The sequence below is a fragment of the Rhizobium sophoriradicis genome (assembly GCF_003939025.1).
GTDB lineage: Bacteria > Pseudomonadota > Alphaproteobacteria > Rhizobiales > Rhizobiaceae > Rhizobium > Rhizobium sophoriradicis.
In genome coordinates this window covers 239,299-262,919 of sequence record NZ_RQIH01000009.1, presented here as the reverse complement: position 1 = coordinate 262,919, position 23,621 = coordinate 239,299, and the positions used below count along the sequence as shown (strand labels likewise).

Sequence of the window (23,621 nt, the reverse complement as noted above, 5' to 3'; positions counted from 1 at the left end):
GACGAACCGTGAGGTGTTACGTGTGCCCCATGCGCCGAGGAAATACTTCCCGGATACCTTGTTCCTGAAGTCGGCTACCCCGCCGGCGGCGGTTCCCGAGGCTCCGCGTTGCGCTTGTGCGCCCGCCGCGTGAAATCCTTGCCCTTGCTGCCCGCAGACCTCGTCAATCAAGCCAGGTTGCATTGGATATGCACCTGCCTTTTACGAAAGAAGCCATCTCGGCTCCCTGCGGTCAGAAGGGATAATCGGCATCACTGGCATTGGTGTTTGCATGGCTGCCAGAGCCTTTGTCGGAAACGATGAAGCACGCCCGCTCATACAGCTCGTCATAGGTGACGATCTCAATGTTCCGGGTGTCCCGCCGGAATAGCTCGAAAGTCCTGAGCTTGATCTCGCGCTCCCTTTCCGAACCGGCGAACGCCCCGCTGGACGACGTGATCAGGATGCATTTGGGGTCTAGGGTGCGTTGGCGCAGTAGCTCCCCAGCAGCATTGAGGTTCTTGTGCGCGTTAGTCTCGGCCTTAAGCTGCCAGCTCGCCTTCTGCTCCAGGATTTGCGAAACGGCATCCGTGAAATCCCTCGACAGCCGCCAGCTATTCGCCCGGTTCTGATTTTTCAGGAACAGAGGCGTGGACGGCTTTTTCACCTCGACCAGTACCGTGAAGTTCGTGCAGCCCATCAGGAAGTCCACGATCGCGGCATCATTGCCGCCCAGATCGGTATCGGCTATATGCGCCTCAGTCTGCAAGATGCTCAGGTAGCGGTAATCCAACCCGAAGCCGAAGATCCAAGGGTTCTTCTGGAAAAAATGCTGCCAGACCTTTTCCTCCTGTGGCGTCGTCAAGCCTTCCTCCGCCTTGTAAGCGTCGAGGTAATCCGGCTCTTCCAGCAGCCGCTTGAAGATGGCGAGTTGCGCCTTGCGATAACCGATGTTGACGATGTCGTGGGACTGGATCAGGCCGCTTTGCAAGACCTCGTCGAGTATCTTATGCCCTTCCGGCAAGGCAACGATGGACTTAACCTTGTCAGCCGTTTCCTTGTCGATAGGGCCGGGGCCGTTATGGATCGCTAGCCTGCGCTCTGTGACGCTGGCCAGATCCAGCTCTGTCATCAACTGGAGCAGCGCCATGATCTTCTGGAACGAGAAGTGCGTCAGGCCGATCGGATCATCCGCCCCTGACCACTGCTCCCGCCAGCCGTCCTTGTATTCCTTGTATTTGCGCAACTCGATTTTGGTGATCTCGTTGCGTTCGGTGATGAAGGTGAACTTCACCTTCATCCTGTTCCGGGACGGAAACGGCGGGATATACTCGACAGAACGGTTGCCATCGTCCTCGATGATCACCGTGAAGAACTTCCCAACGCCATTCTTGAAAGGGTGAACATAGAGGTGGTCGGCACGCCACCCGCCTATTGTCCCTGCATCATCAAATCCGTTCAAAGTGAATCCTCTCTTGTGCAAGCGGTATACTACACGTTGCTACGAGGATTCGGTGTACATTTATGATTGGGCGGCGTCGCGTTACCGCGTCAAGGGTGGACTGGGTGGAGGATCAAGCCGCAGCCGAAACTCGTCGAGTGTCTTCAAAACGGGTGAAGCCCTCCTGCCCTCATTCTGGCAGAGAAACCTATACAGCGCGCCAATAGCTGGGGAGCACGCTTGACGGAAATAATGCTTTTGCGAAACTTAAGACCTTCGTAAAAATCTAACAGTTATTTTGATGGTTCGGGCATGGGAGACGGCTGGCGGCTTCATGAGGCGCAAAATGAATAAACGTAAAAACAAACAGTGGCTGGGGCGCCTGGATTCGAACCAGGGATGACGGTACCAAAAACCGTTGCCTTACCGCTTGGCGACGCCCCACCAGAGCTTTCGGCGCGAAGCGCCAGCTCAAATCGACGCCTGATTAGCAAAGCTCTCCGTCTGTCACAATGACTAAGTTGCGCATCGGGCAGATTTATGCGCTGCAGAGTGCCAAGGGCCGTGCTAGGAATGGGCGACGTCATCGGCCGCGAGATCATCGCCCTCATGGAAAGCCCCGCATTCGACCTTGCTTTCGAGCCGGCCTATGGGCGCGCCGTGCCGGTGGGGCCTCAGGTCGAGCGGATCACGGCGGAGAATCCCGGGCCTTTCACCTTTTACGGCACCAACAGCTATATCGTCGGCGCCGCCTCGGTCGCGGTCATCGATCCCGGGCCGGAGGACGAGGCGCATTATCAGGCGCTGATGGCGGCGCTTGCCGGCCGTGAGGTGACGCATATCTTCGTCAGCCACACGCATCGCGATCACTCGCCGCTTGCCCGCCGGCTGCAGGCGGAAACGGGGGCGGTGACGGTGGGCCAGGGGCCGCACCGGCCGGCACGGCCGCTCAGGGATGGCGAGATCAATCCCTTTTCCGAAAGCTCGGATCTCGCCTTCGTGCCGGATATCGCGCTCAGTGAGGGGCAGACCCTAACGGGCGATGGCTGGGCGCTGACATCGGTGCCGACACCGGGGCACACGGCCAATCATGCCGCCTTCGCGCTCGAAGGCCGCGATCTTCTGTTCTCGGGCGATCATGTCATGGCCTGGTCGACCTCGATCGTGGCACCGCCGGATGGGTCGATGGCCGATTACATGGCCTCGCTCGAGCGGCTGATGGAGCGCCAGGACCGTCTGCTGCTGCCCGGCCATGGCGGGCCGGTCCGCGAGCCCGCCGCCTTCCTGCGGAGCCTGAAGGCGCACCGGCTGGGGCGCGAGCGGGCGATCCTCGAGCGCATCGGGGCGGGCGACCGCGCGATAACAGAGATGGTGAAGGCGATCTATCGCGATACCGATCCGAAGCTGCACGGGGCGGCCGCACTTTCCGTGCTTGCCCATATCGAGGATCTCGTCGAGCGCGGCGAGATCGCGGCGGATGGGCCGCCTTCTCTTGCCGCCACCTACCGGCTGTTGTAAGCGGGAGATGGGGAGATTACCATGACGCGCGCCGCCTACAGCTATCGCGATGATGCCGATGTGCCGGATTTTGCCGATGACCAGCCGTTGATCGTCTTCGATGGCGAATGCGTCTTCTGCTCCGGCTGGGTGAAATTCGTGCTGAAGCACGACAGAAAGCGGCGATACCGCTTCCTCGCCGCCCAGTCGCCGCTCGGCGCAGCGCTCTACCGGCATTATGGGCTGAATGAGCGCGACTATGAAACCAATATCCTCATCGAGAACGGCCGCGCCTTCTTCAAGTCGGACGGCACGATCCGCATGGTGGCCGGCCTCGGCTTTCCCTATTCGCTGGCGAAGGTCTTCCGGCTGCTGCCGCGGCGGGTGGCGGATGCGCTCTATGAATTCATCGCCCGCAACCGGCTGAAGATTGCCGGGCGGCAGAGCTGCATGGTGCCGACGGCGGAGCAGCGCAGCCGCTTCATCGCATGAGCGGCGAGCGGCTTTCGCTGCTGATCATCGGCGGCTACGGCACCTTCGGCGGACGGCTCGCGCGGCTGCTTGGCGATGAACCGCGGCTCCGGCTGTTGATCGCCGGTCGCTCGCTTGAAAAGGCCGACGATTTCGTCGCCGAGCTCAGATCCCCGAAGGATGGATCCGAGGGCCTGGGAAGCAGCGCGCTCGGGGCGAGCCTGCAGGCGGTGGCCTTCGATCGCGACGGCGATCTCGCCGAACAGCTGACGCGGCTGCGGCCGGATCTCGTCGTCGATGCCTCCGGGCCGTTTCAGAGTTTTGGGGAAGACCCCTATAAGGTGGTGCGCGCCTGCATCGGCCTCGACATCGATTATGCCGATCTTGCCGACAGCACCGGCTTCGTCGCTGGCATCGGCGGGCTCGATGCCGAGGCGAAAGCGAAGGGTGTGTTTGCGCTTTCCGGCCTCAGCAGCCTGCCGGCGCTGTCCTTCGCCGCGCTCGATGTCATGGCGCCGCGGTTTTCCCGGATCGATGCGGTGGCCGCCGGCATTGCCCCGTCGGCGCATGTGAAGATCGGCCTCAATGTCGTCAGAGCAATCGCGAGTTATGCCGGCAAGCCGGTCTCGGTGCTGCGGCAGGGGCGGCCGGCGCAGGGACGCGGGCTGATCGAGGCGATGCGGGTGACGATCTCCCCACCCGGCGTGGCGCCGCTCAGGAGCCGGAATTTCCTGCTGGTGGATGCGCCGGATCTGGCGCTGCTGCCGGCGCGCCTTGCCGGCCTGCAATCGAGCTTCACCGGCGTCGGCACGGAGCCGCAGCTGCTGCAGCGGCTGCTCGGGTTTGCGGCAGGTCTGGTGCGACTGAAGCTGTTGCCGTCGCTCACGCCGTTGGCGCGGCTCATGCAGCGGGCGAGCCACGGCCTGGCGATCGGCGACCATCGCGGCGGCATGTTCGTGCGCCTGAGCGGCCTCGATGCCGCCGGCAAGCCGCTCGCCTGCGGCTGGCATCTGATTGCCGAGGGTGATGACGGGCCGTTCATTCCGGTCGCAGGCGTGGCGGCGCTGGTGCGCCGGCTGCTCGGCGGCGTCCGGCCGGAAAGTGGCGCGCGGCCGGCGACGGGGGAATTGCAGCTTGAGGATTTCGAAGCGGAATTCCGGCGGTTTTCGATTACGACAGGGATCAGGGCGGAAAGCGAGGGCGCCGGCCTGCCGCTTTACCACAGGCTTCTCGGCAGCGCCTTCGAGCGGCTGCCGCCAGCCATATCAGCCATGCATGCGCGCGGGCATGCGGGCGCCCCTGGGGCCGGCGTCCGCGTCGCCTCCGGCCGGGCGCGCGTCGAGCGCGGCCGCGGCTGGCTGGCAAGGATCGTCGCCCGGCTGATCGGCTTTCCGCCGGCGGGTGAGGATGTGCCGGTCACGGTGCGCTTTACCGCCGATGGCGAGAAGGAGATCTGGACGCGGCATTTCGGGGATAAAAGCTTCCACAGCCTGCAGCTCGAGGCCAAGGGCCGCGACCGCCACCTGCTCACCGAAGTCTTCGGGCCGTTCCGGGTGCTGGTGGCGCTGGTGCCGGAGGGCGAGCGGCTGCGGCTGGTGGTGCGCGGCTGGCGGTTTTGCGGGATGCCGCTGCCGCTGTTTCTGGCGCCGGGCGGGGAGACGTTCGAGGAGGCGCGCGATGGGCGGTTTCATTTTCACGTCGAGATCGGTGGGCGGCTGACCGGGCTGGTGGTGCGGTATACGGGGTGGTTGGTGGTGGAGTGAGCCCTCGCCAGCGTCATGGCGTGACCTCTCTCCAGCCTCATCCTGAGGCGCGTAGCCGGTAGGGCGAAGCCTCGAAGGACGGGGCTGGCCACCGCAGCCACCCGCCCCCGTCCTTCGAGGCCCCTGCGGGGCGCCTCAGGATGAGGGCTGATCGTTGTGCCTGCCGCCTGCCAGCCTCTTTGCGGTGTGCCGTGGCCGCCCCCCTCTGCCCTGCCGGGCATCTCCCCCACAGGTGGGGAGATTGGCTGGGAGCGCTGGCTTCCCCAAACAACTGACGTTGCAGGATGGGCGAAACGATAGAGAGGGAGCGATGATCCAACCTCTTGCGAATCTCCCCACCTGTGGGGGAGATGCCCGGCAGGGCAGAGGGGGGCTGGCATGGCACGCCCTCTCTCCAGCTAATGGCACGCCCTCTCTCCAGCCTCATCCTGAGGTGCGAAGCCCATAGGGCGGAGCCTCGAAGGACGGGGCTGGCAACCAGCCACCCGCCCTCGTCCTTCGAGGCCCCTGCGGGGCACCTCAGGATGAGGACTGATCGTTGTGCCGCCCTGGATGAGGGAAGTGGGCTTGGGATATAAAATCGACGTCGAATTCGGGGCGCCGGAATTGGGTTGCGTTTGCCGCACCCTCTCCCGGCCCTTCGCTCTAAGCTCAGGGCGTTCGCCGCTGCAATCGATTCACTGGATCGATTGCTGCCGCCTTTGGCGGCACCGCGGCTCACCCACCCGCAAGCCCCAGCAACTCGGCGTCCAGCGCCTTCAGATAATCGCCGGCGATTGCGGCGCTGAAGCCGAGGTCGTGTTGGCCGTAGCGGGAGGCGACGCGGATGTCGACGAAGGTGGTTTCGGCCTCTTCGCGCAGGCGGATGAGGATATCGAAGCGCAGGCCGAGGATCAGCGTGCGGTTGGTCGCCTGCAGCATCACGCCGTTGGCGCCGCGGATCAGCTTGGCGACGTCGTCGTCATAGGGGCGCGGTGTCGGCACGGGGATGATGCCGGGCGCATCGGCGACGGCGTCGTCGCCGGCCGCCGGTTGTGCCGGTCCGTCTTCCGGGTCGCGGTCCGGCTCTGTCGTGCCGGTGCTCCTGACGATGGTAAAGCCGCTCTGCTTGGCGACCTTGCGCACCGCCTCCAGCACGCGGTCGAGCGCGCCCTCATAACGCCGGCCGGTCAGCTCGGGATAGGCGGCCAGCTGCTTTTCGCGGTCCTCCGGTGTCACGAGGTTGCGCTTCAGCCAGATCTGATCGGCCTTCGGGGTCGACAGCCAGTCCGGGGCCGAGATCGGATCGGTGGACACGTCGTAGATATCAGGCAGCGTCATGTAGCGCTCGGCGGCAAAGGCGCCGATGCCGAGCGGAAAGGCGGTATAGATCAGCGCGGCGATCGCGGCCAGCCCGCCTTCGGCGCCTGTCATCCAGAGGCTGCGCAGGCCGACGGCTGCCAGCAGCGCGGCGAGCAGCGCGAAGCCGGCGGCGGTGAACAGCAGCAGCACGAGATAGGGGGTGGCAAGCCCGCCGAAGCGATGGGCGACGAGCACCGCCAGCGCCAGAACCAGGGAAAACGCCCCGAGCAGCCGCGAAATGCGGGCGGCGCTGGAAACGGGACGGTCGTAACGGATGGCCATCAAACTTACCGGTTGCTCGTCAGCGCCGCGCCCTCAACCACGCAAATCGCCATATCCCTGTTTAGAGCATGATGCCGAAAAGTGTGAAGCGGTTTTCGGACGACATCATGCTCTATTTCTTTGATTAAGAGCCTTTCCTGGTTAGATTGAAGCATTCTGCCGGAGCAGGTTTTCGTCAGGGCAGAGGCGATTGGCGATGGGCATACCCCAAGATACGCCCGAGCCGATCGCCTCTGATCCTGGCTAGAGATGCCCGGCCCACCGGCCGCACCGCTTCGCCATGGCGAAGCGATCAGTGCGTCCGGCGATTCCCAAGTCTTGCAGATTTGCCAGGCAAATCTGCGGGAGGGTTGGCTGAAACGGGCCGGCTGATCGACCGGCCGGCTTGGCCGTAGAACTGGGCTACGACGCGCGCCGGCCGGTCGACCATCCGACTCCGTTTGAGCCAACAGAATGCTTCAATCTAACCAGGAAAGGCTCTAGATCCGGATTCAGATTTTAGGCCAGCCCGGCCCAAAATCATCCGGATCTGGCAAGATTCGGCTGAATTGAAACTGTTGTCTGGGAATATCCGATGGAATTCTCCTGACATGGTGGAGGCGATGGCCGGCCCGAATCATCAGCCCTTGCTGATATTTTAAAAACAGGTCATTCTGCCGCGGTTTCATCTCCTGATTTATAGGCACGGAGAGGCGGGATGATTTCACCTGAGATAGCAGCAAGGCCGCAAGCGTCTGCGCTTGGCGGAATCGACCACAGCGAACCGATGCTGCCGATGGAGCTCGTCGAGCTCGAACTTTCGCTCGAAGGTTATGCCGACGGCGATGCCGGTTTCTGCGAGGCGGTGCGCCAGGCGGCAGGCCGGGCGGGCGGCGAGCTTCTGTTCGACCTGCCGGCCGCAGGCCTTGTCGCCGATTGCCGGCGCATCGCGGTGCTTCGCATTCCCGATGGCGAAAGCGAGATGCGCGTCGTGCTGGCGCTGCTCGATTATGCCGGCACCGAAATCCGCATGCAGGCGCCCGACGCGGAGACCGCGCATCTGGTGCGCTTCGCCGATGCCTTCGTCGAAGTGCTGGAGCGGATCTGAAGCCTTGGGCGTTGTTGCCGAAATGATGACCTAGCGCCGCTCGGCCGCGGCCTCCGCCAGGCTGCGGAAGGGAAACTTGCGGCCGCATTCGCATTTCAGCATGAAGCTTTCCTGGTGGTTGGAAGCGCGCTGCACGCCAAAACCGCGCGGCAGCTGATCGACCTTGAAATCCGGGTGCTTGCGCTTGGCATCGTCGATCTCCGAGGCCTCAGCAAAGCCTGTGTTGCCGCATTGCGGGCAGCTCAGTTTCTTCGAAAATCGATCGCGAATGGCCATGCTCGTCCTCATGCTTGAGGCTCTCCTCATACAGAGGAATGCCCTTCATGCCTAGCAAGGTGGGCGGCGAAAGTGGAACCATCTTTCCGGCATGCCGTTCCCTTTTGGAAAAGGAGGCGATCATGCCGAACAGAGATCCGATCCCGACACCGACGACCGACACGCCGCGCGGCCCGACGCCGACACCCGGCATTCCCGACCCCACGCAGCAGAAGCCGCCGCTGACGCCGACGCAGGACCCGTCCGATACGAAGAACCCGCAGGATCCGCCGCTCGATCCGGCGCTGCTGCCGATCGGCGATCCGGCCGGGGCAGCTTAGCCTCCCCTTCTCGCTCAGGCAGCGCATTTGGCGAAAACTGCCCACCACACTCTCCGTCATCCCAGGCCTTGAGCCTGGGATCGATGCGACTGCTGCCGGATGGAGACGGTATGGGCGCTCGGCTCAAGGCAGAGCATGACGGAGGGTGGGGTGGGCAGACGCTCCTTCTTGTGCGGAGTCTCCCCTACTCTGGCGGCGCGTTTCGCGAAAACGCCAACCACACTCTCCGTCATCCCAGGCCTTGAGCCTGGGATCCATGCAACTGCTGGTGGACGCGGCGTGGATGCTCGGCTCAAGGCCGAGCATGACGGAGGGTGAGGTGGGCACACGCTTCCTCTTGTGCGGGGTCTCCCCTACTCTGGCGGCGCGGGCCGAGCATGACGGAGCGCGGGGCGGACACTCGCTCGTTCTTGTGCGGAGCCTCCCTACTTTGGCGCGTTAGGCGAAACGCCAACCACACTCTCCGTCATCCCAGGGCTTGACCCTGGGATCCATGCGACTGCTGCCGATGGGTGGGGTGGGCCAGGAGACCCATTCACAGGCATCCCTGTCAGCCATCCACCAGCGAAACCAGGTGGGCACGCCCCGCGCCTGCAGCTTGACTAACCCCGCCCGAATGGCATTTCCTCAGGGAAAAGCAAGGAATAGCCCCGATGCGCATCGCCCTCCTCATCACCCTTCTTGCCGCCGGCCTGTCCGCCTGTCAGACGATGACGCCGGAGGAGCGGCGGGCGGCGGATGAGCGGCAGTGCCTGAGTTATGGCTTCCGCCGCGGCTCGGATGGTTTTGCCACCTGCCTGCAGCGCATAGATCTCGACCGGCGGGCGGAATCACGGGCGCAAAGTGCCGAGATGATGAACCGCATGGCCTGGGATCTGAACGGGCCCTATGTCTACCGCGATCGCTGGCGGTATCGTTACTGACCGCCACAGGCGCCGCCGGCTCTTTACCTCGCCGCTGAGATCACCGCCTGCGCCGCCGCAAGTCGTGCGATTGGCACGCGGAACGGCGAGCAGGAGACATAATCGAGGCCGATCGTTTCGCAGAAGCGGATCGAGGCCGGGTCGCCGCCATGTTCGCCGCAGATACCGAGCTTCATGTCGTTGCGGGTGCGCCGGCCGCGTTCGGCGGCGATGCTGATCAATTCGCCGACGCCATCGAAATCGAGCGAGATGAAGGGGTCGTGCTCGATGATGCCCTTGCGCTGATAGGTGGGAATGAAGGCGGAGGCGTCGTCGCGCGAAATGCCGAAGGTTGTCTGCGTCAGGTCGTTGGTGCCGAAGGAGAAGAATTCGGCGGCTTCGGCGATCACGTGGGCGCGCAGTGCCGCGCGCGGCAGCTCGATCATCGTGCCGACGAGATAATCGATCTTCATGCCGGCCTCGGCCATGACTTCGCCGGCGACCTCGTCGATGCGGGCCTTTACGTAATCGAGCTCGGAGCGCAGGCCGACCAGCGGCACCATGATCTCAGGCACGACGGCGGCCCCCGTTTCCTGGGCGGCGGCCACCGCCGCCTCGAAGATGGCGCGGGCCTGCATTTCGACGATTTCGGGATAGGAGATCGCCAGCCGGCAGCCGCGATGGCCGAGCATCGGGTTGAACTCGTGCAGCGCATCGACGCGCTGGCGCAGCGCCAAGGGCTCCATGCCCATGGCGAAGGCGACTTCGGCGACCTCATCATCGGTCTTCGGCAGGAATTCGTGCAGCGGCGGGTCGAGCAGGCGGATCGTCACCGGCAGGCCGTGCATGACGGTGAAGAGGCCGGTGAAATCCGTGCGCTGCATCGGCAGGAGCTTGTCGAGCGCCAGCCGCCTGCCCTTCTCGTTTTCGGCGAGGATCATCTCGCGCATGACATGGATGCGCTCGCCCTCGAAGAACATGTGCTCGGTGCGGCAAAGGCCGATGCCCTCGGCGCCGAAGGAGCGGGCGGCGCGCGCATCGGCCGGCGTATCGGCATTGGTGCGCACGGTCATGCGGCGGGCGCGGTCGGCCCAGCCCATGATGCGGCCGAAATCGCCCGAAAGCTCCGGCTGGATCATCGGCACCTCGCCCTTCAGCACCTGGCCGGCCGAGCCGTCGATGGTGATGATATCGCCCTTCTTCAGCGTCACGCCGATGCCGAGCAGCCGCTCGTTGCGTTGATCGATGCGCATGGTGCCGGCGCCGACGACGCAGGGCGTGCCCATGCCGCGGGCGACGACCGCCGCATGGCTGGTCATGCCGCCGCGTGTCGTCAGGATGCCTTCGGCCGCATGCATGCCGTGAATATCTTCCGGGCTGGTCTCGACGCGCAGCAGGATGACCTTGCGGCCCTCGGCCTCGGCCTCGACCGCCTCTTCGGCGGTGAAGACGATGGCTCCGGTGGCCGCCCCCGGCGAGGCCGGCAGGCCGGTGCCGATCACCTGGCGGGTGACACGCGGATCGATCGTCGGATGCAAGAGCTGGTCGAGGCTGGAGGGCTCGATGCGCAGCACCGCCTCCTCCTCGGTAATGACGCCCTCGTCGACCATGTCGACGGCGATCTTCATCGCCGCCCGGGTCGAACGCTTGCCGGAACGGGTCTGCAGCATCCACAGCTTGCCGCGCTCGATGGTGAATTCGATATCCTGCATGTCGCGGTAATGGACTTCGAGCTCGGAACAGATGCGGCTAAGTTCGTGGAAGGCCTCCGGCATCAGCTTTTCCATCGAAGGTTTTTCCGAGCCGGAGGAAATCCGCCCCTCCTCGGTGATGCTTTGCGGCGTGCGGATGCCGGCAACGACATCCTCGCCTTGCGCATTGACGAGGAATTCGCCGTAAAGCGCCTTCTCGCCGGTCGAGGGGTTGCGGGTGAAGGCGACGCCGGTCGCAGACGCATTGCCGAGATTGCCGAAGACCATCGCCTGGATGTTGACGGCCGTGCCCCAGCCTTCGGGAATATTGTGGAGCTGGCGGTAGGTGACGGCGCGCGCGCTCTTCCAGCTGGAAAAGACCGCGCCGACCGCGCCCCAGAGCTGGACCTCCGGATCCTGCGGGAAGTGCTGCTCCAGCTCCTCCTCGATCAGCCTTTTGTAGAGAAAGACGATGTGCTGCCATTCGGTGGCGCTGAGCTCGGTATCGAATTCATGGCCGAGTCTCGCCTTCTCGTCCTCGAGGATTTCCTCGAAGGCGTCGTTGCCGAGGCCCATGACGACATCGGCATACATCTGGATGAAGCGGCGGTAGCTGTCCCAGGCAAAACGCGCGTCGCCGGCATCATGGCCGAGCGCCTGCACGGTCTCGTCGTTGAGGCCGAGATTGAGCACGGTGTCCATCATGCCGGGCATCGAGACGCGGGCGCCGGAGCGCACCGAGAGCAGGAGTGGCTGGCTGGTGGAGCCGAAATGGCGGCCGGTGATCGCCTCGATCGCCGCTATGCCGGCGCGAATTTCGGCCTTCAGCCCGTCCTCGATATGGCCGCCATTCTTGTAATAAGTCTCGCAGGCCCGGCTGACGATCGTCAGTCCCGGCGGAACCGGCAGACCGAGCGCGCACATTTCCGCGAGATTGGCGCCCTTGCCGCCCAGAATTTCGTGATCGCGCGCGCCGCCCTCAGCCTGTCCGTCGCCGAACCTATAGACCCACTTGGTCATCTTCCCCCCAACACCACGGAAGGATCAGCGTGATCCCTCAGACTGCCGACAACGCCGAGTAAAAGGCGACGTCCGTCAACAAACTTAGGGATTAGCTTAATCCCTTGGAGTTCAAATGAAAATCGACAAATGCGGCAAAATGTTGCGTTGCACAATAAATCTTGCACGCCGCCAGCGGTCGAGACGATGAGAAGGAAATGAAGAAGGCACAAAAAAAGCTTTGCGGGGCTGCAACATTGCCCCGCAAAGCCTTGTTTCCGTCCGGCCAGGAAAACCGGACGGGGGGTCCCGCAACCCGGAACGGTTCATGGAACCGCTCCGATCCTTGTTTTCCGCAATGCTGGAAAGCCGCCTTACGCCCCCGTCATTGCTCAAAACAGCTCCCCGGATTCTTGCCCTCTACCCGGAAAGCGCATCGCAAATTTCGACATCCGCAACGCTGAGCGCCCGCCTTTTTCAGCAAAGTAATCAGGTTGCGTTGAAACAACTTCTAATGCAAGTCAGCGAAAAGAGCATCACCCAAATGGGGTACGGGGCGCAAGACAGCCGACCTTTTTTGGTGTTTGTCGCCAAAGGCGCGAAAAATGGGAGCGATTTGTTGGCTCGAGGCCCTCAAGGCCGGGCTAATCCTTGTTACCGGTCGGCGGATGCGGCCCGACCAGAGATGTCCTCTTGATTTCGATAGATGGCGACGGAATTGGCCCACTCTCGGTCATCGCAGGCCTTCGACCTGGAGCCACGCCACGGGCGGCGATCTGCATCTTCCGCCGCTTGAGGGGAGACGAAGGTTGGCCGCCTCCCCTTTATCGGGGTCGCTTCATCCCGGCCTGAGCAGGATGCCGCCGATGCCGGCCGGCGCTGCCGGCCGTTTCGGAGCGGCGGCAACCATGTTAAGTCAATCGCGCCGTTGCATGAGGACGGCTGCTTCAGAGATCAACGAAATGGGCGTCAGAAACTATCTGATCGAAGGCGTTTCCGGCGCCGGAAAGACCGCGGTGGCCGACGAGCTGCAGCGGCGCGGTTACCATGTCGTCCATGGCGACCGGGAGCTTGCCTATCGCGGCGATCCCACGACCGGGAAACCGGTGGACGAGCCTGCCGACGAGCGCGTGGCGGACCGCAGCGCATGGGTGCACGCGCATCACATCTGGGATGTCGGGAAGGTCAGAGCCATGATCGTCGATCGGCGCAGCCTCATCTCCTTCTTCTGCGGTGGCTGTCGCAATCTTCCAAGCTTCGTCGATTGGTTCGACGCGGTCTTCGAGCTCGATGTCGATCTCGACACGCTGAAGCGGCGACTTGCCGCAAGGCCCGAAGACGAGTTCGGCGGACGACCGGCCGAACGGGCGCTGATCATGCGATTGCATGCGACGAAGGAGGATGTCCCGAAGCATGCGCAGCGCATCGACGCCACGGCGCCGCTCGCCGTCGTTGTCGACGAGATCCTCTCGAAATGCGGCGAGGCAGAAGGCTGACGCTCGGCGCCGGTAGCGTGCATCGCTTGCGCCCTATGCGAAGCTGCGGCGAGGACTATCTCGAATATCGATGTCGGAATCCCGTCCGGCCGGACGTCTTCAGGACAGACAGCGATGGAGGAAGCGATGACGATTACCATTACCGCCTTTGAACGTTCGCCCGATCGCGGCCGCGGCCTGGCGCGCGACATGCGGGTTCGCTGGGCGCTCGAGGAAGTGGGGCAGCCTTACGAGGTTCGTCTCGTCTCCTTCAAGGCGATGACGGAGCCGGCGCATCTGGCGCTGCAGCCTTTCGGGCAGATCCCGACCTATGAGGAAGGCGATCTCACCCTGTTCGAGTCCGGCGCGATCGTCCTGCATATCGCCGAGCGTCACGGCGGCCTGCTGCCGGACGAAACCAATGCCCGGGCGCGGGCGATTTCATGGATGTTTGCCGCGCTCAACACCGTGGAGCCGCCGGTCTTCGATCACAGCCTCGCCAGAATCCTCGAACGTGACCAGCCCTGGTACGAGCAGCGCCTGCGCGCACTCGAGGAGAGCATCGGCAAGCGGCTGCACAGCCTTTCCGCCCGCCTCGGCGATGCCGACTGGCTCGATGGCGCCTTCAGCGCCGGCGACCTCTTGATGGTCACGGTGCTGCTGCGGCTGAAATCATCGAACATCCTGGATGAATACCCGAACCTCGCCGCCTATGTCGCCCGCGCCGAAGCCCGCCCGGCCTACCAACGCGCCTTCGCCGCGCAGCTCGCCGTCTTCCAGGCGGCATCGAGTGGGTGATCGGGGATCATGCCGGGTCGGCGAACAGTCCCACGGTAGCCGAGTGGCTTGGTTGTGGATCCCAGGGTCAAGCCCTGGGATGACGGAGAGTGTGGTTGGCTTTGCCGCCAGACGCACCGCCGATGCAGCTTTCTCCGCCGCGCTCGGTTGATCGCGCCCGGCGCGGCTCGTTTCCTGGCACCACCTCTGCTCCGTCCACTCGGATATTCTCTCCTCGGTCGAGCGGAGCACCACCTCCGCCGTCAATCTGGTACCTCCTCTCCTCCGCCACCCAGGCACCACCTCTCCTCCGTCATCCGGGCACCACCTCTCCTCCGTCATCCCAGGGCTTGACCCTGGGATCCATGCGGCTGGCACTAGGTGGACCGCGAAGGCGCCCCACTGCAGAGCAATTAGAAGTCCGCGTGCTTGGTTGTGGATCCCAGGGTCAAGCCCTGGGATGACGGAGAGTGTGGTTGGCGTTCTCGCCAGACGCACTGGCGATGCTGTTTGCCTCGCCGCGCTCGCGGCTCGCTTCATTGCGTCCGGCGCAGCTTGTGGTCCCGGCACCACCTCTGCTCCGTCCACCGATACTTCTCCACCGCAAGCCAAGCACTACCTTCTCCACGGCCAACCCAGCACCACCCTTGCACCGTCAGCCCGGCACTACTTCTCCTCAGCCAATCCGGGCACCACCTCTCCGCCGCCATCCGGGCACCACCTCTCCTCCGTCATCCCAGGGCTTGACCCTGGGATCCATGCGGCTGGCGCTGGGCGAACGGCGAAGGCGTCCCACTGCAGAGAAATGGAAGTCCGCGTGTTGGTCGTGGATCCCAGGGTCAAGCCCGGGGATGACGGAGAGTGTGGTTGGTTTTGTTGCCAGACGCACCGGCGATGCAGCTTGCTTCGCCCCCGCCTGCCGTAGCTTGATCGCGCCGGCGCGCCCTATTTGCCTCGCCACCCTCCCCGGTCAAGTCGGTACCAGTTCTCCTCCGTCGCCCCGGCAACACCTCTCCTCCGCCATCCAGGCACCACCTCTCCGCCGTCATCCCCGGCCTTGAGCCTGGGATCCACAGCCGCCACGCAAACCTCAGGCGATCTCGCGCAGGCGTTCGGCGGTTTGCAGGTCGACGGAAACGAGGGTGGAGACGCCCTGTTCGGCCATGGTGACGCCGAAGAGGCGGTTCATGCGGGCCATGGTGATCGGATTGTGGGTGATGATGACGAAGCGGGTTTCGGTGGAGGCCGCCATTTCGTCCATCAGGTTGCAATAGCGCTCGACATTGTGGTCGTCGAGCGGCGCGTCCACCTCGTCGAGCACGCAGATCGGCGCCGGATTGGTGAGGAAGACGGCGAAGATCAGCGCCATTGCCGTCAGCGCCTGCTCGCCGCCGGAGAGCAGCGTCATGGTCTGCGGCTTCTTGCCGGGCGGCCGGGCCAGGATTTCGAGGCCGGCTTCGAGCGGGTCGTCGGATTCGATCAGCTGCAGCTCGGCAGTGCCGCCGCCGAAGAGATGGGTGAAGAGCCGCTGGAACTGGCCGTTGACGACGTCGAAGGCGGCGATCAGCCTCTCGCGGCCCTCTCGGTTCAAGCTCTGGATGGCGCCGCGCAGCTTGCGGATCGCATCGATGACGTCGTCGCGCTCCTTGATCAGCGCTTCTAGCTTTTCACTCAGTTCCTTCTGTTCCTCGTCGGCGCGCAGGTTGACGGCGCCGAGCCGCTCGCGCTCCATCTTCAGCCGCTCCAGATCGCGCTCGACCTCGCGGGGATCGGGCAGCGCCTGCATCGGCTGGAGGCCTGTGAGCCGCAGCGCCTCGTGCGGGGGAACATTCAGCACCTCGCGGATGCGGCTTTCGCTTTCCCCACGCTTTTCGCGGGCCGAGACCAGGCGCTCCTCGGCGCGGCCGCGGCGTTCGCGGCATTCGGCCAGTTCCGAAAGTGCGGTCGCCGCCTTGTGGTCGGCCTCGCGCTGGATGCGTTCGGCCTCGGCCAGGAGATCGCCGGCATTGCGGCGCGCCTCCTCGGCCTTCTGCAATTCGGAGAGCAGCGCGCGGCGCTTGTCGTCGAATTCATCCGGGGCCATTTCCAGATCGGCCGCCTCTTCGCGCGCCTCCTCCTCGCGCTCGCGCAGTGTCGCGACATGATCCTCGCCGCTTGCCGCCCGCTGGCGCCAGGTCTCGCGCTCCTGGGCGATCGCCATGATGCGGCGCTGGCGGGCTTCGTTTTCCCTCGCCAGGCTTTCATGGCGGGCGCGGGCTTCGGCGAGCGCGCCGCGATCGGTCGCCACCTCCACCTGCTGGAAACGCAGCCGCTCGTCGATCTCGGTCAGATCGGGCGCATCCTCCAGCTCGATTCGGGCATTTTCCTCCTGGATGCCGATCTCCTCCAGCTGCGCGCCGAGCTGGCTGGCAGCCTCGCTGACGACGTCGCGGCGGCGGATCAGATCGCCGGAGGCACGTTCGGCCGCGGCAAGCGCATCGCGGGCTTCGGCCAGATGACGCGCCGACAGCCGGCTCATGTCGCGCGCCTCAGTGAGCTTGCGTTCTTCCACCCGGATCGCCTCGGCGGCCGCCGCCTGCCGTTCCTCGGCCTCAGTGAGCACGTCGCGGGCAAGCGCCGCTTCGCCCTCGAGCTCGGCCAGGCGGTTTTTCTGAGCAAGGCGCAGGGCGGCAGCGCTCGGAGCGTCGGCGCCGGCGACATGGCCATCCCAGCGATAGACTGCGCCTTCTCTCGTCACCAGCCGCTGGCCGGGCTTCAGCGCCGCCATCAGCGCTTGCGCTTCGGCCTCGTCGACCAGGCCGATCTGGCGCAAGCGGCGGGTGAGCGCGGCGGGGGCGCGGACATGGGTCAACAGCGGTGTGGCGCCGGCGGGAAGCGCGGGATCGCCGGCGCCATCGCCATTCTCCGACCAATGGGCCGGCGCTTCGGCATCGAGCGGCGATTCCAGATCGTCACCGAGCGCAGCCCCCAGCGCGGTTTCGAAGCCGCGATCGACCTTCAGCTCGTCGGCAACCGGCGGAAACTTGCCGGCGGCCGCACCGGCGGCGAGCATGCGGGAAATGGTGCGGGCCTCGGTTTCGATGGCATTGAGGCCGGCGCGGGCCTGATCGACCGGGGCGCGAGACAGCGCTTCGGTCTGGCGGGCGGCGGCCAGCGCCTGCTCGATCCCCTGGACGGCGGCTTCGGCATCGGTGAGCGCGATTTCGCCGGCTTCGACGATGGCGCGTTTCTCCTCGGGATCGGGCAGGTCGGCAATCTTCTCGCCGATCGCCGCAAGTTCCTGGTTTGCTTCGTTCATCTGCCGTTCGAGGCGCATGCGGCGGTCGGCGAGATCGCGGATGGCGCGCTCCAGCTGATTGCGGCCGGCCGCAGCCTCGGCGCGCTCGGCGGTCAGCTGGGTGAAGACGCGTTCGCTGTCGGCAAGCTTTGCCGCCGCGCCCTCGAAGGCCTCGCGGGTTTCCTCGGCATAACGGCCGGAATCGGCGAGGATTTCCGATATCTCGGCCTCTTCGGCGTCGAGCTTGGCGAGGATGACGGCATTGTCGGCGACCAGCCGCTCCTCGCGGCGGATGTCTTCGGCGAGCTGAGCGAGACGGCGGGTCAACTCGTCGCGGCGGCGCAGAATGCGGCCGGCATCCTCCTCCAGCTGGCTGCGAGCGATCTGCAGACGCTGCAGCGCGGCGGCGGCGCGCGCCTCGCCCTCGCGCAGTTCCGGCAGCTTCAGGCTGGCGATGCCCTGGTTCTTCGCCGCCTCCATCTGCATCTGCGCCTTTTCGGCGACGATGACGGTTGCCTGGTTGAGGGCGCTGTCGGCCTCGGCTTCGGCCTCCTTCGCCTGCACCCAGCGAATATGCAGCAGCATCGCCTCGCGGCCGCGGATATCGGCCGACAGCGTCTTGAAGCGGTTCGCCTGGCGGGCCTGGCGCTTCAGGCTTTCGATCTGGCTTTCGAGCTGCGAGGTGACGTCGTCGAGACGCTCGAGATTGGTTTCGGCGGCGCGCAGGCGCAGTTCGGCCTCGTGGCGGCGCGAATGCAGGCCCGATATGCCGGCCGCCTCTTCCAGGAGCTGGCGGCGGGCCTGCGGCTTTGCCTGGATCAGCTCGCCGATGCGGCCCTGGCCGACCATCGAGGGCGATCGGGCGCCGGTGGAGGCGTCGGCAAACAGCAGCTGCACGTCCTTGGCGCGGCTTTCCTTGCCGTTGATGCGATAAAGCGAGCCCTGCTCGCGTTCGATGCGGCGGGTGACCTGGATCTCGTCGGCATCGTTGAAGGCGGCCGGCGCGGTGCGCTCGCCATTGTCGAGGTAGAGCGCCACCTCGGCGGTGTTGCGGGCCGGGCGGTTGCCGGAACCGGAAAAGATCACGTCGTCCATGCCGGAGGCGCGCATGTTCTTGTAGGAATTCTCGCCCATCACCCAGCGCAGCGCTTCGACGAGATTGGACTTGCCGCAGCCGTTCGGGCCGACGACGCCGGTCAGCCCCCGCTCAATGATGAATTCCGTCGGCTCGACGAAGGATTTGAAGCCGACCAGGCGCAGCTTGTTGAACTTCATGCGGATAAATCCACGGCAGGAAGCCCCCTCATCCGCCTGCCGGCACCTTCTCCCCGCCGGGGAGAAGAGACTCGGGGTCGATGCCGTGCCCAAATCTTCCCTCGAATAATGGGAAGGAAAGGCAGGCGGCGTACCCCTTCTCCCCTCGGGGAGAAGGTGCCGGCAGGCGGATGAAGGGGCCACCCCCGCAAACTGCGCTGAAAACGAAAAACGGGCGCACGGCTTTCGCCGTCGCCCGTCGTCGTCAAACGGTCCGGTTCAGATGAGGCTGTCGATGAGCTTCGACATGGTGTCAACCGGCATGTCTCCAGAATAGCGCTTGCCATTGATGAGGAAGGTTGGCGTTGCGTCGACGCCGAAATCCTTGGATCCCCTTTCCCGCGTGGCGTTCACTTCATCCAGAAGCTTCTGGTTCGTCAAGCATTTCGTGAAGCTATCCTCAGTAAATCCGGCCAGCTTCGACATCTGCAGCAATGCGGCGCGGCCATCCTCGGCGGCGGCCCAGACCTGCTGCTGCTTGAAGAGCATCGAAACCATCGCGAAATACTGCTCCGGCGTGCTCATCTGCCCCGGATTGGCGGCGCTGCAGCGGGCGAGCATGAAGGCGGCGGCGGCGCGCGGATCGAAGGGGAATTCGCGGATGATGAACTGCACCTTGCCGGTATCGATGTATTTCTGCTTGATCGTGTCGAAGGTGGTGTTGTGGAAATGGGCGCAATGCGGGCAGGTCATCGACATATATTCGACGATCTTGACCGGGGCGTCGGCCTTGCCCAGCGCCATTTCCGGCAGCGCGCCGGGTTTCAGCACCTCGGCCATGTCGACATCGCCGTCGGACTGAGGCATGTCGGTCGCCGACGTCGCGGCCGTCTGCATCGTATCGACATTGGTGCCGTCGGCCATGGTCTTGCCGGAGGACGAAGCATCGGCAGCGTCCTTGCTGTCGTTGCAGGCGACAAGCGCTACGGCAGCGGCGGCGATGGCGATACCGCTGAGCAGGCGGCGTTTCGTCAGTTGCATTTCGGACATCTGCATGGGTTCCCCATAGGTATGAGAGTGACGGCGTGACTGTGCGATATAACGGCTGACGGCCACTCACAAGCCACGGTTCGCCAACTTCCTTCAAAGAATTGTGACCGTGATGGGACGGCTAGACGAAATGCGAGCTGTCGGCTTGCTGATTAGCGATAGACATCGCGGCGGTTGCCGATGGGAGCATGCCCACGTTTCCAAGCTCACCCTCGGCTGCTCGGTGAAAGTCAATTCTCCATACCATGGCACTCGACCAGCTCGGCCAGCGGCACACTATCGCTCTCGCCCTCGCGAAGCTCGTCGAGGCGTTTTTCGGCGAGATAGATATCCTCTAGATCGTCAAGATGTTCGATGATGGCTTGACGTGCATAAAAGCTTTTGTTGCGCCCCGTACGCCTGGCAAGCTCATCGAGCCGCGTTTCGATATCAGGTGGCAACCGCAAGGCCAGCATGATTTTTCTCCCGTCCGCTATTGGGTATAGCGCTCAGAAGCTCCCATCGCCAGTAGGCCTTCGCTTGGACGTCCGTGGTTTTCGAGGACCGCTGGATCAGCCATGCAGCCGAGCCCTGACGCGTGGATCCCAGGCTCAAGGCCTGGGATGACGGAGGTTGAGGAGATTGGCAAGAGGCGGACGCCTTATCGCCTGGAAATGTGCAGCAGTTCCGCGACGCTCGCGCACATCGCTCTTGCCGCGACGGGTGAAGCGCATCCAGCATTGGCGCCTCCAGCCTGTCGCCCTCCTCGATCTCGTCATCCCAGGCCTTGAGCCTGGGATCCATAGCGCTGATGAATGCGCGGCGCGGGCTAAGCGACGGAGTCCTCAGCCTTCATCCGCTCAGCGTGCAATCGCTCCAATCGCTCAAAAACCGCATCGACATCGATATCCGTGCTCGGATCGTCTATAGCCTCCCGGATTTGTCGACGCGTGATTTCATCGCTCGCATCCCTACGCCGATCACAGCCAGTTTCGGCGTTTCGGACCAACTCAGGCATCTTGCTCATCAACGCCCACCCCGCTTCCCCATCACCGCCGTACCCAATCGCTGGATCGCCTGGCGCAGCTTGTCGCCCTCTATCCCTTCCATCATGCCTTCCAGCTTGCGGGCGGCTTCGCCCTTCAGCGGCGGCGGGGTGCGGGAGCGGCGCACGGCCTGGGAGACCGGCTTCTGGACGATGCGGATCTGGTGGACGGCGGCGAAGCCGAAGAAGCTGTTGATGCGCTGGATGAGTTCGCCCTGGGCATGGGTGAGGAAAAGCGCGCGCGCACCTTCGCAGGCGATCGTCAGCACGCCGGGGCGGAAGCTGCCGTCATCGCCGCCGCCGCGGGCCCAGGCGATCTTTTCCGGCCGGGTGCAATCGGCGAAATCCTCGCCGGCGATTTCGCTCCACGAGCCGAGCAGCGCCGTATTGATACCGGCGCGGCGCGCCAGGACGGGATCGATCAGCCCGTTCGCCAGCTCGGAAATCTGCTTTACATCTTTGCGTGGATAACTCATCGAAACCCTTGGACGCCCCTGCCAATCGCGCAGGCAATTCGCATCGCCGGCTTGATCCGCCGGCATTGCTTCGCCAAGTATAGGGCCTTCCCCTGATCCCGGCAAATCATGACGATCACCACACTAGACAGCCTCTCTGCAAAGCCCCTGCTCGACTGGTACGACCGCCATCACCGCGACCTGCCCTGGCGGGTGTCGCCCGGCATGGCGGCACGCGGCGTCAAACCCGATCCCTATCGCGTCTGGCTGTCGGAGGTGATGCTGCAGCAGACGACGGTGCAGGCGGTCAAACCCTATTTCGCCAAGTTTCTCGAGCGCTGGCCTGAGGTGACCGACCTTGCCGCCGCCGAGAACGACGAGGTGATGGCCGCCTGGGCGGGGCTCGGCTATTACGCCCGCGCCCGCAACCTGAAGAAATGCGCCGAAGCGGTGGCGAAGGACCATCGCGGCGTCTTTCCCGATACCGAAACCGGTCTCAAATCGCTGCCCGGCATCGGCGACTATACGGCAGCGGCCATCGCCGCCATCGCCTTCAACCGGCAGGCGGCCGTCATGGACGGCAATGTCGAGCGGGTGATCTCCAGGCTTTACGCGATCGAAGCGCCGCTGCCGGGCGCCAAGCCTGTGATGAAGGACAAGGTGACGCTGTTGACGCCTGCCAACCGGCCCGGCGATTTCGCCCAGGCGATGATGGATCTCGGCGCGACGATCTGCACGCCGAAGCGGCCGGCCTGTTCGCTCTGTCCGTTCCGCGGATCGTGTCAGGCACTGAAGCTTGCCGATCCCGAGTTCTTTCCCGTCAAGGCGGCGAAGAAGGAAAAGCCGGTGCGGCAGGGTGCCGCCTTCATAGCGGTGACCGGCGACGGCGAGATCCTGCTCAGGCGGCGCGCGGAAAGCGGTCTGCTCGGCGGCATGACCGAGGTGCCAACGACCTCCTGGACGGCGCGGCTGGACGGCGAGACCTCGGCGGCGGCCGCGCCCTTCGCCGCCGCCTGGCAGGCCTGCGGCACCGTCATCCATGTCTTCACCCATTTCGAGCTCAGGCTGTCGATCTGGCGCGCGGCGATCGTTCAGAAGCTGGAAGCGGATGACGGATGGTGGGAGCCGGTTACAAATCTTGAAGCGCAGGCCTTGCCGACCGTCATGAAAAAAGCGATCGCAGCGGCTATTCCTCTCGCGTTCAAAACATCCAAGGCATGACCATGACCACCGACATACAGCATATTGTTTTCGACATCGGCAAAGTCCTCATTCACTACGATCCGCATCTTCCCTTCAGCCGGCTCATTCCTGATGAAACCGAGCGCAACTGGTTCTTCGCCAATATCTGCACCCATGACTGGAACGTCGAGCAGGACCGCGGCCGCACCTGGGCGGATGCCGAAGCGCTGCTGATTGCTGAACATCCGGCTCGCGAAGAGCATATCCGCGCCTTCCGCAAACATTGGCACGAGATGGTGCCGCACGCCTATGACGACAGCGTCGCGATCCTGGAAGGGCTGATCGCCGAAGGACGGGACGTGACGATGCTGACCAATTTCGCCTCCGACACGTTTCGCGAGGCGCAGGAGCGTTTTCCCTTCCTCAAGCTGCCGCGCGGCGTGACCGTTTCCGGCGATGTCGGCCTGATCAAGCCGGATATCGCGATCTACGAGACACATACGAAGAGCTTCGACCTCGATCCAAAGGCGACGATCTTCATCGACGATGCCCCCGCCAATGTCGAAGGCGCCAAGGCCTTCGGCTGGAATGCGGTGCTGTTTTCGGGCGCCGAGAAGCTGCGCAATGATCTTGCCGCCTACGGATTGAAGGTCTGAGCCATGGCTTTCGACCCGGCCGAGGAAATCGAACGCTTCCACGCCGCGATCAACGCCCTCGATTTCCCTGTTATCGAGGGCTATTTCGCCGAGGACGCGACCTATGTCTCGAACGGCGTCGGCAGTCTTGCCGGCCGCGAAGAGATCATGGCCGCCTTCCGGCACTATTTCGACGACTATCCCGATCAGACGGCGGAGAATTCGCTGGTCGAAACGCTGACGCCGCTTTCCGGTCGAGCCGTCTGGTCGCTTCGCGCCACCCATAGCAAGACGGGCAAGCCGCTGATCCGCGAAGGCGAAGAGACGATCACCTTCAATGCCGAAGGCTGCATCACCCGCGTCGACGTCACCGATTACAAAACCTTCTGAAAATAGAAGACGCCCGGAGCTTGAACTCCGGGCGCCTTGGCCTTCTTCCGCAA

Annotated in this window: 20 protein-coding genes and 1 tRNA gene; 12 read left to right on the top strand and 9 right to left on the bottom strand. The window is 64.2% G+C overall.

What is annotated here, in order from left to right:
- Positions 1 to 232: 232 nt before the first annotated feature.
- Positions 233 to 1,441: a Shedu immune nuclease family protein gene (locus EFR00_RS17410; protein ID WP_225888060.1), complete on the bottom strand. Its 1,209-nt coding sequence runs from the start codon at positions 1,439 to 1,441 to the stop codon at positions 233 to 235.
- A 349-nt stretch (positions 1,442 to 1,790) separates the two neighbouring features.
- Positions 1,791 to 1,864, bottom strand: a tRNA-Gln gene (locus tag EFR00_RS17405).
- Between the two features lie 165 nt (positions 1,865 to 2,029).
- On the opposite strand from EFR00_RS17405, the gene EFR00_RS17400 reads away from it, so the two are divergent.
- From EFR00_RS17400 to EFR00_RS17390, 3 genes are read left to right on the top strand one after another with little or no spacing between them, the layout of a single operon-like run.
- A complete protein-coding gene (locus EFR00_RS17400; RefSeq protein WP_039623081.1) occupies positions 2,030 to 2,938 on the top strand; it encodes an MBL fold metallo-hydrolase in 909 nt (302 codons plus the stop codon).
- A 21-nt stretch (positions 2,939 to 2,959) separates the two neighbouring features.
- The gene (locus EFR00_RS17395; RefSeq protein WP_039618355.1) at positions 2,960 to 3,409 is read left to right on the top strand and encodes a thiol-disulfide oxidoreductase DCC family protein; all 450 of its coding nucleotides are present in this window, start codon (positions 2,960 to 2,962) and stop codon (positions 3,407 to 3,409) included.
- The gene (locus EFR00_RS17390; RefSeq protein ID WP_039618353.1) at positions 3,406 to 5,151 is read left to right on the top strand and encodes a saccharopine dehydrogenase family protein; all 1,746 of its coding nucleotides are present in this window, start codon (positions 3,406 to 3,408) and stop codon (positions 5,149 to 5,151) included. The genes EFR00_RS17395 and EFR00_RS17390 overlap by 4 nt, the downstream gene beginning before the upstream one ends.
- A gap of 717 nt (positions 5,152 to 5,868) precedes the next feature.
- On the opposite strand, the gene EFR00_RS17380 is transcribed toward EFR00_RS17390, so the two are convergent.
- On the bottom strand, positions 5,869 to 6,774 hold the full coding sequence (locus tag EFR00_RS17380) for a DUF1499 domain-containing protein (protein WP_039618351.1): 906 nt from the start codon (positions 6,772 to 6,774) through the stop codon (positions 5,869 to 5,871).
- Positions 6,775 to 7,471: 697 nt separating this feature from the next.
- Between EFR00_RS17380 and EFR00_RS17370 the strand changes: the two genes are divergently transcribed.
- Positions 7,472 to 7,861 carry a hypothetical protein gene (locus EFR00_RS17370; protein ID WP_039618348.1) on the top strand — a complete coding sequence of 130 codons (390 nt, stop codon included), beginning with the start codon at positions 7,472 to 7,474 and terminating at the stop codon, positions 7,859 to 7,861.
- A 30-nt stretch (positions 7,862 to 7,891) separates the two neighbouring features.
- Here the strand turns inward: EFR00_RS17370 and EFR00_RS17365 are convergent, their stop codons facing one another.
- Positions 7,892 to 8,137, bottom strand: coding sequence for a hypothetical protein (locus EFR00_RS17365; RefSeq protein WP_039618346.1), 246 nt, complete (start codon positions 8,135 to 8,137; stop codon positions 7,892 to 7,894).
- A 122-nt stretch (positions 8,138 to 8,259) separates the two neighbouring features.
- On the opposite strand from EFR00_RS17365, the gene EFR00_RS17360 reads away from it, so the two are divergent.
- Positions 8,260 to 8,457: a hypothetical protein gene (locus EFR00_RS17360; protein WP_039623078.1), complete on the top strand. Its 198-nt coding sequence runs from the start codon at positions 8,260 to 8,262 to the stop codon at positions 8,455 to 8,457.
- A gap of 653 nt (positions 8,458 to 9,110) precedes the next feature.
- Positions 9,111 to 9,380 carry a hypothetical protein gene (locus tag EFR00_RS17355; protein ID WP_077990922.1) on the top strand — a complete coding sequence of 90 codons (270 nt, stop codon included), beginning with the start codon at positions 9,111 to 9,113 and terminating at the stop codon, positions 9,378 to 9,380.
- Between the two features lie 23 nt (positions 9,381 to 9,403).
- On the opposite strand, the gene ppdK is transcribed toward EFR00_RS17355, so the two are convergent.
- Positions 9,404 to 12,070 carry a pyruvate, phosphate dikinase gene (gene ppdK / locus EFR00_RS17350; RefSeq protein WP_039618338.1) on the bottom strand — a complete coding sequence of 889 codons (2,667 nt, stop codon included), beginning with the start codon at positions 12,068 to 12,070 and terminating at the stop codon, positions 9,404 to 9,406.
- Positions 12,071 to 12,377: 307 nt separating this feature from the next.
- Here ppdK and EFR00_RS17345 point away from each other — a divergent pair, with 307 nt between their 5' ends.
- From EFR00_RS17345 to EFR00_RS17335, 3 genes are all read left to right on the top strand, one after another.
- Entirely contained in the window at positions 12,378 to 12,746 is a 369-nt protein-coding gene (locus tag EFR00_RS17345) for a hypothetical protein (RefSeq protein ID WP_039618336.1), read from the top strand.
- Positions 12,747 to 13,011: 265 nt separating this feature from the next.
- Positions 13,012 to 13,545, top strand: a complete 534-nt coding sequence (locus tag EFR00_RS17340; protein WP_039623076.1) for an AAA family ATPase — start codon at positions 13,012 to 13,014, stop codon at positions 13,543 to 13,545.
- A 126-nt stretch (positions 13,546 to 13,671) separates the two neighbouring features.
- A complete protein-coding gene (locus EFR00_RS17335; RefSeq protein ID WP_039618334.1) occupies positions 13,672 to 14,322 on the top strand; it encodes a glutathione S-transferase family protein in 651 nt (216 codons plus the stop codon).
- Between the two features lie 1,069 nt (positions 14,323 to 15,391).
- On the opposite strand, the gene EFR00_RS17330 is transcribed toward EFR00_RS17335, so the two are convergent.
- The 4 genes from EFR00_RS17330 to EFR00_RS17310 form a co-directional block, all read right to left on the bottom strand.
- Entirely contained in the window at positions 15,392 to 18,853 is a 3,462-nt protein-coding gene (locus EFR00_RS17330) for a chromosome segregation SMC family protein (RefSeq protein WP_039618330.1), read from the bottom strand.
- A gap of 258 nt (positions 18,854 to 19,111) precedes the next feature.
- Positions 19,112 to 19,882, bottom strand: coding sequence for a DsbA family protein (locus EFR00_RS17325; protein WP_183758930.1), 771 nt, complete (start codon positions 19,880 to 19,882; stop codon positions 19,112 to 19,114).
- A 230-nt stretch (positions 19,883 to 20,112) separates the two neighbouring features.
- The gene (gene relB, locus EFR00_RS17320) at positions 20,113 to 20,337 is read right to left on the bottom strand and encodes a type II toxin-antitoxin system RelB family antitoxin (RefSeq protein ID WP_039618325.1); all 225 of its coding nucleotides are present in this window, start codon (positions 20,335 to 20,337) and stop codon (positions 20,113 to 20,115) included.
- A gap of 550 nt (positions 20,338 to 20,887) precedes the next feature.
- Positions 20,888 to 21,382, bottom strand: coding sequence for a DUF721 domain-containing protein (locus EFR00_RS17310; protein ID WP_039623073.1), 495 nt, complete (start codon positions 21,380 to 21,382; stop codon positions 20,888 to 20,890).
- Between the two features lie 108 nt (positions 21,383 to 21,490).
- On the opposite strand from EFR00_RS17310, the gene mutY reads away from it, so the two are divergent.
- From mutY to EFR00_RS17295, 3 genes are read left to right on the top strand one after another with little or no spacing between them, the layout of a single operon-like run.
- Complete coding sequence (mutY, locus tag EFR00_RS17305) at positions 21,491 to 22,582, top strand: A/G-specific adenine glycosylase (RefSeq protein WP_039618322.1); 1,092 nt, start codon at positions 21,491 to 21,493, stop codon at positions 22,580 to 22,582.
- A gap of 2 nt (positions 22,583 to 22,584) precedes the next feature.
- Positions 22,585 to 23,199: an HAD family hydrolase gene (locus EFR00_RS17300; RefSeq protein WP_039623072.1), complete on the top strand. Its 615-nt coding sequence runs from the start codon at positions 22,585 to 22,587 to the stop codon at positions 23,197 to 23,199.
- Between the two features lie 3 nt (positions 23,200 to 23,202).
- Positions 23,203 to 23,568 (top strand): nuclear transport factor 2 family protein, encoded by a 366-nt coding sequence (locus EFR00_RS17295; protein ID WP_039618321.1) that lies wholly within the window; start codon positions 23,203 to 23,205, stop codon positions 23,566 to 23,568.
- Positions 23,569 to 23,621 lie beyond the last annotated feature (53 nt).

Bases quoted from the DNA above. Each gene is read 5' to 3' on its own strand.
- EFR00_RS17295 (WP_039618321.1), top strand. From the start codon at position 23,203: ATGGCTTTCGACCCGGCCGAGGAAATCGAACGCTTCCACGCCGCGATC.
- EFR00_RS17370 (WP_039618348.1), top strand. From the start codon at position 7,472: ATGATTTCACCTGAGATAGCAGCAAGGCCGCAAGCGTCTGCGCTTGGC.
- EFR00_RS17390 (WP_039618353.1), top strand. From the start codon at position 3,406: ATGAGCGGCGAGCGGCTTTCGCTGCTGATCATCGGCGGCTACGGCACC.
- EFR00_RS17380 (WP_039618351.1), bottom strand. From the start codon at position 6,774: ATGGCCATCCGTTACGACCGTCCCGTTTCCAGCGCCGCCCGCATTTCG.
- EFR00_RS17335 (WP_039618334.1), top strand. From the start codon at position 13,672: ATGACGATTACCATTACCGCCTTTGAACGTTCGCCCGATCGCGGCCGC.
- EFR00_RS17325 (WP_183758930.1), bottom strand. From the start codon at position 19,882: ATGTCCGAAATGCAACTGACGAAACGCCGCCTGCTCAGCGGTATCGCC.
- EFR00_RS17365 (WP_039618346.1), bottom strand. From the start codon at position 8,137: ATGGCCATTCGCGATCGATTTTCGAAGAAACTGAGCTGCCCGCAATGC.
- EFR00_RS17310 (WP_039623073.1), bottom strand. From the start codon at position 21,382: ATGAGTTATCCACGCAAAGATGTAAAGCAGATTTCCGAGCTGGCGAAC.
- ppdK (WP_039618338.1), bottom strand. From the start codon at position 12,070: ATGACCAAGTGGGTCTATAGGTTCGGCGACGGACAGGCTGAGGGCGGC.
- relB (WP_039618325.1), bottom strand. From the start codon at position 20,337: ATGCTGGCCTTGCGGTTGCCACCTGATATCGAAACGCGGCTCGATGAG.
- EFR00_RS17400 (WP_039623081.1), top strand. From the start codon at position 2,030: ATGGAAAGCCCCGCATTCGACCTTGCTTTCGAGCCGGCCTATGGGCGC.
- EFR00_RS17340 (WP_039623076.1), top strand. From the start codon at position 13,012: ATGGGCGTCAGAAACTATCTGATCGAAGGCGTTTCCGGCGCCGGAAAG.
- EFR00_RS17345 (WP_039618336.1), top strand. From the start codon at position 12,378: ATGGAACCGCTCCGATCCTTGTTTTCCGCAATGCTGGAAAGCCGCCTT.
- mutY (WP_039618322.1), top strand. From the start codon at position 21,491: ATGACGATCACCACACTAGACAGCCTCTCTGCAAAGCCCCTGCTCGAC.
- EFR00_RS17330 (WP_039618330.1), bottom strand. From the start codon at position 18,853: ATGAAGTTCAACAAGCTGCGCCTGGTCGGCTTCAAATCCTTCGTCGAG.
- EFR00_RS17395 (WP_039618355.1), top strand. From the start codon at position 2,960: ATGACGCGCGCCGCCTACAGCTATCGCGATGATGCCGATGTGCCGGAT.
- EFR00_RS17355 (WP_077990922.1), top strand. From the start codon at position 9,111: ATGCGCATCGCCCTCCTCATCACCCTTCTTGCCGCCGGCCTGTCCGCC.
- EFR00_RS17300 (WP_039623072.1), top strand. From the start codon at position 22,585: ATGACCACCGACATACAGCATATTGTTTTCGACATCGGCAAAGTCCTC.
- EFR00_RS17360 (WP_039623078.1), top strand. From the start codon at position 8,260: ATGCCGAACAGAGATCCGATCCCGACACCGACGACCGACACGCCGCGC.